This is a genomic window from Paraburkholderia sp. D15, assembly GCF_029910215.1.
Taxonomy (GTDB): Bacteria; Pseudomonadota; Gammaproteobacteria; order Burkholderiales; family Burkholderiaceae; genus Paraburkholderia.
In genome coordinates this window covers 2,181,234-2,195,393 of sequence record NZ_CP110396.1, presented here as the reverse complement: position 1 = coordinate 2,195,393, position 14,160 = coordinate 2,181,234, and the positions used below count along the sequence as shown (strand labels likewise).

At 62.1% G+C, this 14,160-nt stretch carries 12 protein-coding genes; 6 read left to right on the top strand and 6 right to left on the bottom strand.

The window, feature by feature from the left end; translation table 11 throughout:
• The first annotated feature begins 11 nt into the window (after positions 1-11).
• Positions 12-1,490: an aldehyde dehydrogenase gene (locus LFL96_RS29585; protein WP_281001443.1), complete on the top strand. Its 1,479-nt coding sequence runs from the start codon at positions 12-14 to the stop codon at positions 1,488-1,490.
• A gap of 65 nt (positions 1,491-1,555) precedes the next feature.
• Entirely contained in the window at positions 1,556-1,960 is a 405-nt protein-coding gene (locus tag LFL96_RS29580) for a PaaI family thioesterase (protein ID WP_281001442.1), read from the top strand.
• A gap of 31 nt (positions 1,961-1,991) precedes the next feature.
• On the opposite strand, the gene LFL96_RS29575 is transcribed toward LFL96_RS29580, so the two are convergent.
• From LFL96_RS29575 to LFL96_RS29560, 4 genes are all read right to left on the bottom strand, one after another.
• Positions 1,992-3,179, bottom strand: coding sequence for a pyridoxal phosphate-dependent aminotransferase (locus tag LFL96_RS29575; RefSeq protein ID WP_281001441.1), 1,188 nt, complete (start codon positions 3,177-3,179; stop codon positions 1,992-1,994).
• A gap of 53 nt (positions 3,180-3,232) precedes the next feature.
• A complete protein-coding gene (locus LFL96_RS29570; protein WP_281001440.1) occupies positions 3,233-4,567 on the bottom strand; it encodes an MFS transporter in 1,335 nt (444 codons plus the stop codon).
• An 85-nt stretch (positions 4,568-4,652) separates the two neighbouring features.
• Positions 4,653-5,567, bottom strand: a complete 915-nt coding sequence (locus tag LFL96_RS29565) for an NAD(P)-binding domain-containing protein (protein WP_281001439.1) — start codon at positions 5,565-5,567, stop codon at positions 4,653-4,655.
• Positions 5,568-5,610: 43 nt separating this feature from the next.
• A complete protein-coding gene (locus LFL96_RS29560; RefSeq protein WP_281003892.1) occupies positions 5,611-7,041 on the bottom strand; it encodes an aldehyde dehydrogenase family protein in 1,431 nt (476 codons plus the stop codon).
• Positions 7,042-7,198: 157 nt separating this feature from the next.
• Between LFL96_RS29560 and LFL96_RS29555 the strand changes: the two genes are divergently transcribed.
• From LFL96_RS29555 to LFL96_RS29545, 3 genes are all read left to right on the top strand, one after another.
• The gene (locus LFL96_RS29555; protein WP_281001438.1) at positions 7,199-8,167 is read left to right on the top strand and encodes a LysR family transcriptional regulator; all 969 of its coding nucleotides are present in this window, start codon (positions 7,199-7,201) and stop codon (positions 8,165-8,167) included.
• A 378-nt stretch (positions 8,168-8,545) separates the two neighbouring features.
• Entirely contained in the window at positions 8,546-9,640 is a 1,095-nt protein-coding gene (locus LFL96_RS29550) for a branched-chain amino acid ABC transporter substrate-binding protein (RefSeq protein ID WP_281001437.1), read from the top strand.
• Between the two features lie 191 nt (positions 9,641-9,831).
• Positions 9,832-10,446 (top strand): LysE family translocator, encoded by a 615-nt coding sequence (locus LFL96_RS29545; protein ID WP_281001436.1) that lies wholly within the window; start codon positions 9,832-9,834, stop codon positions 10,444-10,446.
• Positions 10,447-10,452: 6 nt separating this feature from the next.
• Here the strand turns inward: LFL96_RS29545 and LFL96_RS29540 are convergent, their stop codons facing one another.
• Complete coding sequence (locus LFL96_RS29540; protein WP_281001435.1) at positions 10,453-11,868, bottom strand: PLP-dependent aminotransferase family protein; 1,416 nt, start codon at positions 11,866-11,868, stop codon at positions 10,453-10,455.
• Between the two features lie 237 nt (positions 11,869-12,105).
• Here LFL96_RS29540 and LFL96_RS29535 point away from each other — a divergent pair, with 237 nt between their 5' ends.
• Positions 12,106-13,434: an aspartate aminotransferase family protein gene (locus LFL96_RS29535; protein WP_281001434.1), complete on the top strand. Its 1,329-nt coding sequence runs from the start codon at positions 12,106-12,108 to the stop codon at positions 13,432-13,434.
• A 138-nt stretch (positions 13,435-13,572) separates the two neighbouring features.
• Here LFL96_RS29535 and LFL96_RS29530 read toward each other — a convergent pair whose 3' ends face one another.
• Positions 13,573-14,100 carry a DUF6496 domain-containing protein gene (locus tag LFL96_RS29530; RefSeq protein WP_281001433.1) on the bottom strand — a complete coding sequence of 176 codons (528 nt, stop codon included), beginning with the start codon at positions 14,098-14,100 and terminating at the stop codon, positions 13,573-13,575.
• Positions 14,101-14,160: the final 60 nt, after the last annotated feature.

Genomic DNA, 14,160 nt, shown 5'->3' with positions numbered 1-14,160 from the left:
GAGACTAAGTGATGCAACGATTCGAGATGTTTATCGACGGTGAGTCCTGCCCGTCCGCGTCCGGAGAATGGTTCGAAACCGAGAACCCCTACACGGGCGAACCGTGGGCCGAAGTCGCGAAGGGCAATGCGCTCGATGTCGATCGCGCCGTGCAGTCCGCGCATGCGGCATTCAGTTCCGGCCCGTGGTCGCAGATGACAGCGAGCCAGCGCGGCATGCTCCTGCATCGGGTAGGCGACCTGATCGCACGCGACGCGCGCCGCCTCGCCGATCTCGAGGTCCGCGACAACGGCAAGCTGATCGCGGAGATGTACGGTCAGTGCCAATACATTCCACAGTGGTATTACTACTTTGGCGGCCTCGCGGACAAGATTCAGGGCGCCGTGATTCCGCTCGACAAGAAGGGCTATTTCAATTTCACGCGCAATGAACCGCTGGGTGTCGTCGCGGCCATTACGCCCTGGAATTCGCCGCTTCTTCTCGCCACCTGGAAAATCGCGCCGGCACTCGCCGCCGGGTGTACCGTCGTCATCAAGCCTTCGGAGTTCACCTCGGTCTCCACGATCGAATTCGCGAAGCTTTTCATCGAAGCGGGTTTTCCTCCCGGCGTGGTCAACGTCGTGACCGGCTTCGGCAAGGATGTCGGTTCGCCACTCGTCGACCATCCGCTCGTCAAGAAAATCACCTTCACGGGTGCGGACTCGACAGGCCGCGCGATCAACGAAGCGGCCGCACGCCAGTTCAAGCACGTGAGCCTCGAACTCGGCGGCAAGTCGCCTAACATCGTGTTCGACGACGCCGATCTCGACGATGCGGTGAACGGCGCGGTGTCCGGTATTTTTGCGGCGACGGGGCAAACGTGTATCGCGGGCTCGCGGCTTCTGCTTCAGGAGAACATCTACGACACGTTCGTCGAGCGTCTGCTTGCGATCGCGCGCACGGCAAAGATGGGCGACCCGACCGACATGGCGACTCAGGTTGGGCCGGTCACCACGCGCCCGCAGTATCAGAAGGTGCTCTCCTATATCGACACCGCCCGGCAGGACGGCGCGACCCTGCTGCTCGGCGGCAAGCCGGGCAGCGAGCCCGCCTGCGGCAACGGCTGGTTCGTCGAGCCGACCATTTTCGGCGACGTGAACAACCGGATGCGTATCGCGCAGGAAGAGGTATTCGGTCCGATCCTGTCGATCATCCGTTTCAAAGACGAAGACGAAGCGGTGGAAATTGCCAACGATGTGCGGTTCGGTCTCGGCTCGGGGATATGGACCAGCGACATTGGCCGCTCGATCCGGGTCGCCGAGCGTATTCAGGCGGGTATGGTGTGGGTGAATAGCTACCGCGCCGTGAGCTATATGTCGCCATTCGGCGGCTATAAGGACTCAGGACTCGGACGCGAAAACGGAATCGACGCCATCCGCGAGTACCTGCAAACGAAGAGTGTCTGGATCAATACGGGCGTGAAGACCGCGAACCCGTTCGTCATGCGTTGAGTCGCACTGCGCTTGAATTGCACTGCGCTTGAATTGCGTGAAATTGTGAGTAGGGAGGGCCCGTTATGCTTTCGCGTTCGCTGGACAATCCGTTTCTCGAGATGCTCGGCGTTCGTTTGATCGCATGGCGGGCCGGCTATGCGGAGATGGTCATGCCGGTCGATGCGAGCAAGCTCAACCGGCAAGGGGTCGTGCAAGGCGGCGCGGTGGCCACCTTGCTGGACGCCGCGAGCGGCTACGCGGGTATTTTCTCGGAACCCGGCGAGCCGCCCCTGCATGCTTTCACCTTATCGCTCACAACCAGTTTTCTCGACAATGGCGCGGGAGAACGGGTCACGGCCAAAGGCATGCTGGAGCGTAAAGGGCGGTCTATCTACTTTGCCCGTGCCGAGGCCTGGCTTGATGACACGCTGTTGATAGCGACCGCTCAAGGTACATTTAAATATTCGACGCCGCGCACATCCGATTGATCTTTCGCCCCGCACGTTGCGGGGCGAAACACTAAACCGTATGCAACTGCTCGATGACCCGCGCCATGCGCGACAAGCCTTCCTTGAGTTTCTCGGCAGAGACGGCGTGACACCATCTCAACCACCCATCACCTTCGGGCCCAAACGCGGCCCCCGGCGCCAGCCCTAACCCAGATACTTCCAGCATCTTCTTTGCCAGCGCAGTCGTATCTCGAACGCCGGCTATCCTGAAGAACGCGTACATGCCACCACCGGCATCGGGCACCTCCACCCCCGGCAGTTTGCGCAGCCCCTCGACCAGGATCTTTCGATTGGATACGAGTTCGATTCGCAGTGTCTGAATGGTGGCCTCGCCGTGAAGTATCGCCGCCTGCGCGGCTCGTTGGCTCGGTTCGAGAATGCAACACGTGTTGTACTCGATCATTTTCGCCATCGCACTGATGACCGCCGGCGGCGCGACAACCCACCCTACCCGGAACCCCGTCATCAGCCACGACTTCGAAAAACTGTTGACCGAGATGATCCGGTCGCCGTCCTGATAGCGAGTCAGGAAAGACGGGGCGCAGGACACAAGCGGATCGTACGAGAGCCGCTGGTAGACATCATCCGCCAGTACCCAGATACCGTGCTTCCGGCAATGCGCCAGAATAGCGTCGACATCGCCTTCCTCCATCGTCCATCCGGTCGGATTGCTGGGCGAATTGACCACCAGCATTCGCGTTCCCGGTACAAGCGCATCGATCAGCTTATCGATGTCGAGCTTCCATGCGCCATTCTTCACGGACAACGGTACTCTCACTACCTCCGCGCCGAGGATCTTCGGGATTTCCGCGATGTTCGGCCACAACGGCGTCACGACCACGACTCGATCGCCGGGATCGACAATGGTCTGCGCCGTGATCATCAAACCCGAAATCCCGCCGCTGACAACGGCGATGCGATCTTCACGGACTTCTTGTCCATGAAGGTTCGTCAAGTAGGATGACAACGCGGAGCGCAGGTAAGGTCTGCCGAGATTCTGCGGGTAGAAGGTCTCGCCGCGGCTCAATGACTGAATAGCCGCGTCGCGAATGTAATCGGGCGTCACCCGGTCGGATTCGCCGAACCAGAACGGCAAAACGTCGGCACGCCCCATTCCGCTGTCCGCGACCTCCCGGATCAGGGAAGAAGACATTGACTCGACCGTATCTCTCGGTCCAACCGAAGATTTTTGGAACATATTTGCTAGATCAATAAGAACGTCGAAGGCCGGTCGCAAGGTTGCGTCTGTAGTCAGCCTTCGACCCGTGAAGAAGGAACCCGATTGACGATCTTCGAAGGGATGGACAGAACCAGAACGAACCCCAACGCCGACGCAACCGAGAGCGCGATAATCGCCATATTCGTACTGCCGGTGGTTTGCTTCACCCACCCGATCAGGTAAGGACCGACAAAACCGGATACGTTGGCCAACGAGTTGATCAGTGCAATGCCCGCGGCGGCGGCAACGCCCGAGAGGTAGGCAGTCGGAAGACTCCAGAACAGCGGCAGCGCCGAATACATGCCGACCGTGGCAACGGCTAGCGAGAGCAGAGAAAGGGTCGTGTTCGAACTGAACAACACACTCGCTGCCAGCCCTAGCGAACCAATCGCGATCATGATCGCCAGATAGCGTTTCCGCTCTCCGGTTCTGTCGGCTTTGCGACTGATATAGATCATGAACACGATCGCCGCCAGCGACGGTGCCGCGGTGAGCAAACCGATATCGAGGAGATTCGTGATGCCGGTGGATTTGATGATGGTCGGCAACCAGAAGCTGATACCGTAAATGCCAATCACGTTACAGAAGTAAATGGCCGCCATCACCAGCACCATCGGGTTCGAGAACACGCCTTTCAGCGAGAACTCGTGCGCTTTCCTGGCTTCCTGGTTGATCGCCCGTTCGAGATACGTTGCCTCGGTCTTCGAAAGCCACGACGCCTTGCCGATGCTATCCGGCAACGTGCACAAGATCACCAGACCGATCGCGATCGCCGGCAGCGCTTCGATCACAAACATCCATTGCCAGCCGGCCAGACCGTGCACGCCAGTGAAGGAACTCATGATCCAGCCGGATAGCGGACCGCCCAAAATACTCGATGCGGGAACCGCCGCAAAGAAGAGCGCCATGATCTGACCACGTCGGCGTTCCGGATACCAGAACGTCAGATACAGAACGATCCCCGGTTGAAACCCCGCTTCGGCAACGCCCAGCAGAAATCGCAGCACATAAAACGATCCCGGACTCTTCACGAAGATCATCGCCGCCGCGAGCACGCCCCACGTGATCATGATCCGTGCAATCCAGCGCCTTGCTCCAAACTTGTGGAGCAGAATGTTGCTGGGAATTTCGAACAACGCATAACCAATGAAGAATATCCCGGCGCCCAGGCCGTAGACCGCTTCACTCAGGTTCAAATCCGACAGCATCTGCAGCTTGGCAAAGCCGACATTGACCCGATCCAGATACGAAAAAACATAGGCCAGAAAGAGGATAGGCACGAGTCGCGTCGTGACTCTTCTGTACGTTGAATTTTCGATCTCGGGTGTGCTCGCGTAATCACCCTCCTTCGCTAGGCTTTCCAACATGATGTCTCCTGATATGGTTTATTTTTAGTTAAAACAGACGGCTTCCGAGGAAGCCGCGAGGTGAGCAAGAATGACGGCGCGATGATCAGGCCGGTGACCAGCCGGCCGGAACACGCGGGCGTGCGATATGAGCCAGGTCGCAAACCACGTCCGCAATGCCCGAGAAGTCGATGTTCCCCTTATCGCTCGCTCGTGCGAGGCTGAATGACTCGTGAACCGCGGCAGCGACAGGCATCGGCACCCTGGCGGCGTGCGCCGCACTGATCACCAACGACAGATCCTTGTGCGCCAGATCGATCGTAAAGCCGGGCGACGTATCGCCCGCAAGAACCTTGTTCACGAAGTTCAGGCGTAGCTGGTTGTTATTCGCCGATGTGCCGAGTAGTACTTTCAGCGTTTGCGTCACGTCCAGATCGAATCGCTGAGCCAATGCCAGAGCCTCGGCATTCACCTGGCACAGTGTGATGGCAACGTAGTTGTTCACCAGCTTGGTTCTGCCGCCGGTTCCCACCCCGCCACAGTGATAAACCGTGGTGCCCATCGCATCGAGCAACGGTTTGACGCGTGCAAAGTCGCTGTCCGTGGCGCCGACCATGAACAACGACTCGCCACGGTCCGCATGCTCGGCCAATCGGCCGACCGGCGCATCGACCACGGACATACCCTGCTTCGCCGCTTCTACCTGCAACCGGTCCGTGGCGACCGGATCGATCGTGCTCATGTCCATCAGCACCGTTCCCGGTTTGGCATGGGCGAAAACGCCTTGCACGCCGAGCGCCACGGCTTCCACTTCCTTCGAGGTGGGCAGCATCGTAATCACGATGGTCGACTCGCGCGCCAGTTGAGCGACATCCGCCTGTGCACTCGCGCCGAGGGCAACCAGATCGGCCACCGCCTTCTCATTCAGATCCGTCACGATCAGCCGAAACCCCTTCTTGACGAGGTTGGCGGCCATCGACTTGCCCATGCGGCCCAATCCAATAAATCCAATCGTTTCCATTTGTCTTCCCAGGTTGTTCTTTTAAAGTGTGTCGCGAGTACTTTTAGACGTAGCTCACGTAGGCGGTCTTACCGACCGTGTAAAACTCCACCGCTGCCTTGCCTTGTTCTCGCGGCCCGTAGCTGGAACCTTTGCGGCCTCCGAACGGCACGTGATAGTCGAGTCCCGCGGTAGGCAGATTCACCATCGTCAGGCCGCTCTTCACGTTCATCCGGAAGTGGGTGGCAAATTGGTGAGAAGTCGTGCAGATCCCGGAAGACAGGCCGAAGTCCGTGTCGTTGGCCACGGCGAACGCTTCGTCGTAGTCCGCGACGCGAATGACCGAGGCAAACGGTCCGAATACTTCTTCACGATTGATACGCAGGGCATTGCTACCTGCCATGAGCGCCGGCTGCATGAAGAATCCGGGGGTCGGCGCGTCGACGAGTTCACCGCCTGCGATGAGCTCGGCGCCCTCGTCCTTGCCGACCTGGATATATCGCTGGATGGCGTCGAGTTGCCGCTGATTGATAACCGGCCCGATGTCGATGCCATCGGCCAACGACGGCCCGACTTTCAGCGAGCGCATACGCGTCACCAGCGCGTCGACGAACCGGTCATGAATCTTGTCCGTGACGATCAACCGGCTGGATGCGGTACACCGCTGTCCGGCGGAGAAGTACGCACCATTCACCGCGCACTCGACCGCCACATCGAGTTGCGCGTCGTCAAGAATCACCAGCGGGTTCTTCCCGCCCATTTCGAGCTGCACGCGTGTCATGCTCGCGATCGCATGCCCCGCGATCTCTCTGCCGACCCGCACGCTACCCGTGAAGGTAATAGCGTCGACACCTTCCGTCATCGCTTTGCCGATCACCGCGCCTCTGCCGTTGACCAGGTTCACGACGCCGGCGGGCAACCCATGCCGCTGCATGATGTTCAGCAATTCCCACGCGATGCCCGGTGTTTCCTCGGAAGGCTTGAAGACCACGGTATTGCCGAAAGCGAGGGCGGGCGCCAGCTTCCACGCAGCAATGGCAATGGGGAAATTCCACGGCGTGATGACCGACACCACACCTACCGGCTCACGACTCGTCTGAACGCCGATGCCAGGCCGCACCGAGGGCAGGTTCTCGCCACCGTAGCGGACCGTTTCTCCCGAGAAGAACTGGAAGATCTGTGCGGCTCGAACCACCTCGCCGACGCCTTCTGCCCGGGTCTTGCCGGCCTCGCGCGACACCAGTTCGCCGAGTTCCGCTTTGCGGTCGAGCAGTTCCATCGCGGTCCGGATCAGCAGATCGCTACGCACCTGGGTGGTCGTCACCGACCACGAGGACAACGCGCGGCGCGCCGCTTGCGTGGCCTCGCGCACCTGCTCCGGCGTCGCAAGCGCGTACGTCCCGACCGGATCGTTCAGGTTCGACGGGTTATCGTTGCGAATCGAATCCCCACCCGCGACCCATTCCCCGTCGATCAGGTTTGCTTTCGTCTCCATCTTTAGCTCCACAAATTGGTCCGACACGAGCCGCCGCACCGGCGGCGCGGCAACACTCAAAGGTGGAGTCATGTTAAAAGCCAATACAACCCGCCGTCGAATAACATAAACTGATGGCTCCATTACGTTGCGGCATGGAGCCGACTGGACTCAAACCGTGGACATTCGACAGATCCGCGCCTTCCTGGCCGTCGCCGATACCGGCACCGTCACGCGTGCAGCCGAACTGCTGCATGTCGTGCAACCCGCGGTGACGCGGCAAATCAGGCTGCTCGAGCAGGAATTGGGCTGCGCGTTGTTCGTTCGCACACGGCTGGGCATGCAGTTGACCGAGCCGGGCAATCTGCTGATAGAACGTGCAAGGCGCGCGGTTCGCGAGCTGGATATCGCTCGCGAGGAAATCCATCCGGCGGAAGCCGGCAAGCTGTCCGGCGTGGTGCGTATCGGCTTGCTGCCGAGCAGTTGCGATCTGGTCGCCGACGCTCTGTACGCGGCCATGCATCAGGCGTATCCGTATATCCAGATTTCGCTATCGGTCGACTATTCCGACCCGTTATTCAAGTCGCTCATCTCGGGCGAGCTGGACGCGACGCTGCTGTACAACCCGTCCGCTTCCGCCGCGCCGGCTCTGGATATCGAGCCGCTATTGAGAGAGCCTTTGTGTCTGATCGGCTTGCCGTCGAAGATCGATGCGCGCAAAAAGAAGGTCCCCGTGTCGGCGCTCGCACGCTCGCCTTTGATTCTTCCCGGTGCTCATCACCGGTTGCGCAGTCTGGTCGAACACGCATGCGCGGTTCACGGCGTCGATATAGCGGTTGCCGCGGAAACCCACGCGCTTCCCGTGCAGAAGAGCCTCGTCGTTCAGGGGTACGGTATGTCGGTACTGCCGCGCGTCGCCGTCAGGGACGAGCTCGATGCCGCTACGCTGTCCGCCGCATTCATCGACGGCCCCGAATTCATTCGCACGATCGCGCTGGCACAGCCTGCGCCGGCGGCGCGTCAAACGTCTCAGGCAGTGCGGTGTACAGCGCGTGTACTGCGCGACTGCATTCGTCAACTGGTGTCGGACGGACATTGGCTCGACGCCGAATGGATATCCAACCTCGGTACGGCACATCACGTTTGAGGTCGCGCCTCCGCTCTCGCGGTGTTGCGCCCGCGACCATGCAAGCCTGTCGACGCCTCGCGCTCAGACGATTCAACGCACGAGAAAAACGAGCCGCGTATGAAGTTAGTCTGCGTTTAAGGCCCTCTTCTTCGAACAGAAATGGCAACCGCCTTTCTGGTACGTCACGCTAGCCGCACTTCACACGACAACGGACGACGCCGGCGGGTGATGGAGACATCCCGTTCCGGCAGCCATCGTCCGTTTCCGGCGCGCTTATCCACGCGCGCCGTCCATGTCGTCTGAACGTCGTACCGATCGCTCGTTGGTCAATAACTTGAAGAGGCTTGCATCATGCAAACGCGAAACAAAAAAACGAGACTTCTCGCTGGAGTGACGATGTTGATGGCGGCAACCAGCGCGTGGTCCGATGTCGTGGTTTCCATCGGCCACGTGGCGCCGCTCACGGGCGGCTCCGCGCACATGGGGAAAGACAATGAGAACGGGGCACGCCTCGCGATCGAGGAAATCAATGCCAAAGGGCTGACGATCGGCGGCCAGAAAGTCACGCTGCAACTCGACGCTCAGGACGACGCTGGCGACCCGCGTACCGCCACTCAGGTCGCGCAAAAGCTCGTCGACGACAAGGTGGTGGCCGTGGTCGGCCACATGAATTCAGGGACGTCGATTCCCGCCTCGAAAATCTACAGCGATGCGGGCATCGTTCAGATCTCGCCGTCAGCGACTAATCCTGCCTTCACGCAACAAGGATTCCGGACGACGTACCGCGTCGTCGCCACCGACGCGCAACAGGGGCCCGCACTGGCGAAGTACGCGGCCAATCAGTTGAAGGTCAGAAGCGTTGCAATCGTGGACGACTCGACCGCGTACGGCCAGGGTCTCGCCAACGAGTTCGAGAAGACGGCGAAATCGCTGGGCCTCAACGTGATGTCCCATGATGCGACGAACGACAAGGCAGTCGATTTCCGGGCCATTCTGACGAAGATCAAGGGAGAGAACCCCGACGCGATCATGTACGGCGGCATGGACGCGACGGGCGGACCGTTCGCCAAACAGGCGAAGCAGCTCGGGCTTCGTGCCAGGGTGATGGGCGGCGACGGTCTCTGCTCCGAGAAATTGTCCGAGCTCGCGGGCGACGCCGCGCCGAACGTCGTGTGTTCTCAAGCCGGCATGGCCATCGAGAAGATGAAGGAAGGGAAGAGCTTCGAAGCCCGATACGAGAAGCGCTTCGGTGCGCCCATCCAGATCTACGCGCCTTTCACGTATGACGCGGTCTATATCATCGTCGACGCGATGCGGCGCGCGGATTCCACCGACCCGGCGAAGGTGCTGGCCGCCATGCCGAACACGGACTACACGGGCGTGATCGGAGAAACCAGCTTCGATTCGAAAGGCGATCTGAAACACGGCGCTATTTCCCTGTACACCTTCAAGGCGGGAAAGAAGACGTTGATCGATGTCGTGAAGATGTGACGCTCCGGGTGGCCCGGCGACGAACGCAGCGCGCCGGGCGTCGGGCGTTGGGCCCGCCGGCGAACGACGCGTACGGGCCGGCCTCCACCCGCTGCCCGTACCGGACACCATCTCAAAATCTGTACCGTTACTGTACCGGCCCATGCCGCTAGAATGCTCCGACGTCCACTACAACAGACAGCGGAGCCACCATGCTTTACCTCAGCCTCAGCGCATTGCCCGCCGGCATCCTGTTCGCGCTCGTCACCAGCATCACGCCCGGTCCGAACAACACGATGGTGCTGGCTTCCGGCGTCAATTTCGGTTTTCGCCGCACGCTGCCGCATCTGTCCGGCATCAGCGCGGGCGTGGTGCTGTTGATGCTGTCGGTCGGCATCGGTCTCGGCGAAGCCTTCGTGCATTTCCCGATGCTGTACACCGTGCTCGAAGTCGCGAGCGTCGCGTATCTGCTTTATCTCGCGTGGAAGATCGGTACGTCGGGTGAATTGAAGGTGAAGAGCGGCGAGCGCCGCCCGATGAAGTTCCACGAGGCCATCGCGTTTCAATGGGTCAATCCGAAGGCCTGGATGATGGTGCTGACCGCCGCCACCACCATTCACCTCAGCGAGAGCACCAGCATGAATGCCGTGGCCATGGCGGCCGTGTTCTACGTGATCGGCTTTCCGTGCATCTGCGTGTGGGCCGGTTTCGGCACGGCGATGCGCAAGGTGTTGTCCGACCCGACGCGCCTGCGCATCTTTAACGTCGTGATGGCGCTGTTGCTGGTGTTGTCGATGTACCCGATCGCGTTGAAGCTGCTGGGCTAAGCACGGCTACACCGCCCCTTTCCCGACGCGCTCGATGAAGCGCCACAACGCGTCGTCGGTCGAGTACGGCGCGTTGAAACGGAACCACGCGCTCGGCGCATCGTCGGGACGGAAGTAGGAACCCGGCGCGAGCCAGATGCCATGCGAGAGCGCCGCCGTCGCGATCTCGCCCGCGCGCCCGGCCTCGATCGGCAGACGTGCCCACAGGAACAACCCCGCACGCGGCCGGTGAAACAGCTCGAGACCGAGCGAGTCGAGCCGCTCCTCGACCACCGCATGCGCGAGTTTCAGCCGCTCGTTCACCGCATCCACATGGCGCGCGTAGCGCCCTTCGAGCAGCACCTTGTCGACGATCCGCTCGATCGCCTCCGACGACGTCAAGCCCACCGCCATCTTCGTGCGCGCCAGTTCGCGCAGCACCGCGCGCTCGGCGACCACGTAGCCGCAGCGCAGCCCCGGCGTCACCGTCTTCGAGAAACCGCCCACGTACAGCACGCGCTGCAAGCCTTCCATCGCGGCGAACATCGGCGCACCTGACGGCGCGAGTTCGCGGCTCACGTCGTCCTCGATCACCCACATGCGCTGACGCTCGGCAATCTGCAACAACCGGAACGCCGCCGACATGCCGAACGTCGCGCCGGTCGGATTCTGCAACGTGGTGTTGACGAAGATCGCCTTCGGCTTGTGCTGCGCGACCAGCGCTTCGAGCACCTCGGTATCGACGCCGGCCGGCGTGCGCGGCACGCCATGCACGACCAGTCCGGCGAGCTTGAGAATCTGCAGCAGGTTGCAGTAACCCGGATCCTCGACGATCACCACGTCACCCGCGCGCAGCAAGGTGCGCACGATCAGATCGAGCCCTTGGGTCGCGCCCTGCGTGAGCAGCACGTTGGACACGTCCACCGGCAGACCGCGCCGGTCCAGTTGTTCGGCGATCCGCTCGCGCAGCGGCGCAAAACCATACGGATGACCGTAGTCGCCCAGACGCGCGGCCGGCACCCGGCTCATCGCGCGCAACGCGTGCTGCAAACCCGTCTCGTTGATCCACTCGTTCGGCAGCCAACCGCCGCCCGCCTTGATCGGCACCGAGTGATCGGCGAACACGTCGGACAGCAGCCAGGTCGCGGTGAGGCTCGGCGGTTGCCAGTCGGTCGCCGCGACCCGTGCCGGCTGCGAGCGCGCCGCCACCCGGTAGCCCGAACCGCGCCGCGCGACCACGAGCCCCATCGACACCAGACGGTTGTAGGCCTCGGTGACCGTAAAGGTGCTGAGTTCATGGCGCTGCGCGAGTTGCCGCACCGAGGGCAGCAACGCGCCCGCGCGCAGCGACTGCGCCTCGATGGCGCGCGTGAAGCCTTGCACGACCTGCTCGACGAGCGTGGGCGCGGCGCGCCGGTCGCGCTCGAGATGAAGTTCGATCATGGGCAGAACGAAGTCAGGGCAAAAAAACCGCCGCGCGATGCGGCGACGTGGCGTTAGATCGCCGCTGGCCACCGGCTCGCCAACGCCCGTCTCCAGCGACACAGTTCAAACAAACCTACCAATACAGTTAGCGCCACACTGCGTCAACTGTTTATGCCGCCATTAAAGCGCGGACGCTACAGTTTCGCCATGCCCCGAAGGTCCATTGCCCGGGGAATCCACTTCGAGGAGATACCCATGACTTCGCGCCCCGTCATCGACGATCTGTCGTCTTTCTGGATGCCGTTCACCGCCAATCGCCAGTTCAAGGCCGCGCCGCGCCTGCTGGAATCGGCCAAGGGCATGTACTACCGCAGCACGGACGGGCGCGACGTGCTCGACGGCTGCGCGGGCTTGTGGTGCGTCAACGCGGGCCACGGCCGCGACGAAATCGTCGCCGCGATCACCCAGCAGCTCTCCACGCTCGACTTCGCGCCGACGTTCCAGATGGGTCACCCGCTCGCGTTCGAAGCGGCCACCAAGGTGGCCGAACTCATGCCGCAAGGGCTCGACCGCATCTTCTTCACGAACTCGGGGTCCGAATCGGTGGACACCGCGCTGAAGATCGCCCTCGCGTATCACCGCTCGCGCGGCGAAGGCCAGCGCACGCGTTTGATCGGCCGCGAGCGCGGCTATCACGGCGTGGGCTTCGGCGGCATCTCGGTCGGCGGTATCGCGCCGAACCGCAAGACGTTTTCCGGCGCGCTGCTGCCGGCGGTCGACCATCTGCCGCACACGCACAACCTCGAACACAACGCGTTCTCGAAGGGCCAGCCCGCGTGGGGCGCGCATCTCGCCGAGGAACTCGAACGGATCGTCACGCTGCACGACGCCTCGACGATCGCAGCGGTGATCGTCGAACCGGTGGCCGGCTCCACGGGCGTGCTGATTCCGCCGCAAGGCTATCTGCAGAAGCTGCGCGAGATCTGCACGAAGCACGGCATCCTGCTGATTTTCGATGAAGTGATCACGGGCTTCGGACGCATCGGCAAGGCCACCGCCAGCGAGTATTTCGGCGTGACGCCGGATCTGATCACCATGGCCAAGGCGATCAACAACGCGGCGATCCCGATGGGTGCGGTGGCGGCAAGCCGCACGATCCACGACACGATCGTCAACAGCGGCGCGCAGGGCGCGATCGAACTGTTCCACGGCTACACGTATTCGGCGCACCCGGCGGCGGTTGCCGCGGCAATCGCCACGCAGGATCTGTATCGCCGCGAAGGTCTGTTCGAACGCGCGGCCAGCCTCGCGCCGACGTTCGAGGCCGCCGCCCACTCGCTGCGCGGCGCGAAGCATGTGAAGGACGTGCGCAACCTCGGCCTGATCGCGGGCGTGGAACTGGAATCGCGCGACGGCGCGCCGGGCGCGCGGGCTTACGAGACCTTCGTCAAATGTTTCGAGGCGGGTGTGCTGGTGCGCTTCACCGGCGACATTCTGGCGTTCTCGCCGCCGCTCATCATCGATGAAGAGCAGATCGCGCATATCTTCAAGACCGTGGGCGACGTGCTGGCCACCGTGCAGTAATCGTAGAAGGAAGACGGCGCGGCGCGGGCGATTCACGCTACCGCGCGACGCCGCTCTGTGAAGCGCGTGCCATTGCGGCACGCGCTTTTTTATTGGCCTGCGTCAGAGACTGCGCGTCGGTAGACGAAACGTGGCGGCTCAATGATGCGTCCGCGAAGCCCTCGTATGCGCGGCCTTCTTTGCCGCCGCCGAACGCCCTGCTGCGCCCTTCGTCGCGGCGGCCTTCTTCGCCGCCGCGGAGCGGCTTGCCGCCGGACGCTTCGCCGCCGCCGTCTTCGTCTGCTTCGACAATGCCTGAGGCGACGCGCCCGCGCTGCCCTCGCGCTTCAACGCGGCGCTTGCCGCACGCGAGCGCTTCGCGGTCGACTCCGTACTCTTCGTACCCTTGCTCGCGGCATGACGGTGCTGCCCAGCCGCATTGTCCTTATCCGCCTTCTTGCGGGTCGCTTCGCTCGCCGCGCCCTTCTTCGGCGACTTCACGGCGACACCCGCACGGCGCGCTTCGGAAAGACCGATCGCAATCGCCTGTTTCGCGGACCGCACGCCGTGCTTGCCGGCGCGCACCTTGTCGACCTGTTCCTTCACGAACTCGCCGGCCTGCGTGCTCGGCGCCTTGCCGGCACGTTTGTCGGCCTGAGCTCGCTTAAGGGTTCTCTGCTCGGGCATGACGATTCTCCAGTTGGCTTGAGACCCTGGACATGCAGCAACCGCTGTGCCGCGTGCCGG

What these genes read in the sequence shown, in the direction of transcription:
- LFL96_RS29585 (WP_281001443.1), top strand. Translation starts at nt 12, where the DNA reads ATGCAACGATTCGAGATGTTTATCGACGGTGAGTCCTGCCCGTCCGCG.
- LFL96_RS29580 (WP_281001442.1), top strand. Translation starts at nt 1,556, where the DNA reads ATGCTTTCGCGTTCGCTGGACAATCCGTTTCTCGAGATGCTCGGCGTT.
- LFL96_RS29575 (WP_281001441.1), bottom strand. Translation starts at nt 3,179, where the DNA reads ATGTTCCAAAAATCTTCGGTTGGACCGAGAGATACGGTCGAGTCAATG.
- LFL96_RS29570 (WP_281001440.1), bottom strand. Translation starts at nt 4,567, where the DNA reads ATGTTGGAAAGCCTAGCGAAGGAGGGTGATTACGCGAGCACACCCGAG.
- LFL96_RS29565 (WP_281001439.1), bottom strand. Translation starts at nt 5,567, where the DNA reads ATGGAAACGATTGGATTTATTGGATTGGGCCGCATGGGCAAGTCGATG.
- LFL96_RS29560 (WP_281003892.1), bottom strand. Translation starts at nt 7,041, where the DNA reads ATGGAGACGAAAGCAAACCTGATCGACGGGGAATGGGTCGCGGGTGGG.
- LFL96_RS29550 (WP_281001437.1), top strand. Translation starts at nt 8,546, where the DNA reads ATGTTGATGGCGGCAACCAGCGCGTGGTCCGATGTCGTGGTTTCCATC.
- LFL96_RS29545 (WP_281001436.1), top strand. Translation starts at nt 9,832, where the DNA reads ATGCTTTACCTCAGCCTCAGCGCATTGCCCGCCGGCATCCTGTTCGCG.
- LFL96_RS29540 (WP_281001435.1), bottom strand. Translation starts at nt 11,868, where the DNA reads ATGATCGAACTTCATCTCGAGCGCGACCGGCGCGCCGCGCCCACGCTC.
- LFL96_RS29535 (WP_281001434.1), top strand. Translation starts at nt 12,106, where the DNA reads ATGACTTCGCGCCCCGTCATCGACGATCTGTCGTCTTTCTGGATGCCG.
- LFL96_RS29530 (WP_281001433.1), bottom strand. Translation starts at nt 14,100, where the DNA reads ATGCCCGAGCAGAGAACCCTTAAGCGAGCTCAGGCCGACAAACGTGCC.